This is a genomic window from Streptomyces atriruber (assembly GCF_001418325.1).
GTDB lineage: Bacteria > Actinomycetota > Actinomycetes > Streptomycetales > Streptomycetaceae > Streptomyces > Streptomyces atriruber.
Window position 1 is genome coordinate 887 of the sequence record NZ_LIPN01000399.1, and the last position, 1,087, is coordinate 1,973.

2 protein-coding genes are annotated in these 1,087 nt (G+C 75.9%); both read right to left on the minus strand.

Annotated elements, in window-relative coordinates:
- The coding region (locus tag AOK03_RS43260) for a HEAT repeat domain-containing protein (protein ID WP_425264436.1) at positions 1-952 on the minus strand (952 nt) is incomplete at its 3' end.
- Position 953: 1 nt separating this feature from the next.
- Positions 954-1,087: DUF7019 family protein (locus AOK03_RS45260; protein ID WP_425264437.1), on the minus strand; the 134-nt coding region annotated here is incomplete at its 5' end.

Sequence of the window (1,087 nt, forward strand, 5' to 3'; positions counted from 1 at the left end):
CGATGGCGCCGAGCGCCCCGGCCGCCGCCCTGCGGACCGGCGCCGCCGACTCCTTGCCGAGCAGCTCGATGAGGGTCGGCACGTCCCTGTAGTCCCGCGCCGGGCCGAAGAGTTCGGGCCGCTCCTGGATGAGCGCGCAGACCGTGACGGCGGAGCAGTCCGGGGCGCGGTAGGCGGCCGTGCGCCCCGGAACGGTGTCCATGAGGTGGGCCCGCAGCTGGTCCCGGCCGTTGCTCGTCCTGGCGAGGAGCACGGCCGCGGGGCGCGCGGTCTCCGCGTCCGGATCGCGCAGCGCGCGCCGCAGCATGACTTCGGGGGACAGGCCGGCCGGTGGCGGCCAGGAGTCCTCGGGGATCTCGGCGAGCGCCAGGACCGCCGCCCTGCGCAGCCGCGGTGAGGTGCCTTTCGCATGCACCAGGAACAGCAGCGCCGGTCCGGTACGAGGGTCGCGCATCGCCCCCAGCGCCTCCACGGTGTGCAGCTCGTCGCCGGGCAGCAGCGCCCAGAGCGCGGCCATCAGCACGGGCACGGCCTCCGGCGGGCGCAGCCGCGCCACCGCTTCGACGACCACCCGTGGCGGTCTCGGGTCACCGAGCCGATGGACGAGTTCGCGGACCGCCTCGGGCCCGCCGATCGCGCCCAGGTCCTCGTACATCCGGATCGCCCGCGCCCGGTCGCCAGGGGCGCCGCGCCGCACCTGTCCGAGGATCACCGGCAGGGCGCGGCGGTCCCGCAGCGCCGCGAGGGCGGACAGGGCGTGCAGGTGCAGCCAGCGCGGATATGCGTCCGGCCGGTCCACGCAGTCGAAGAGGGCGTCGGCGGCGGCCCGTCCGCCGATGTCCCCCAGCAGGTCGACGGCCCACACGGTGTACGGGGACGGGCCGGACCGCATGACCTCGCTCAGGCCCGCGACGTCGCCCGCCAGCCGCATCCCCACGATGTCCGGCTCCACGTCAGGCCTCCCGGCGTGCGTCCTCGTCGGCCATCGCCACGTACAACGGCGTGCCCACCACGATCTCGACCTGCCGTCCGTCCCGCCCGGTGACGGTGGAGTGCAGCAGCCGCCGCGCGAGGAACTCGCCGTAGA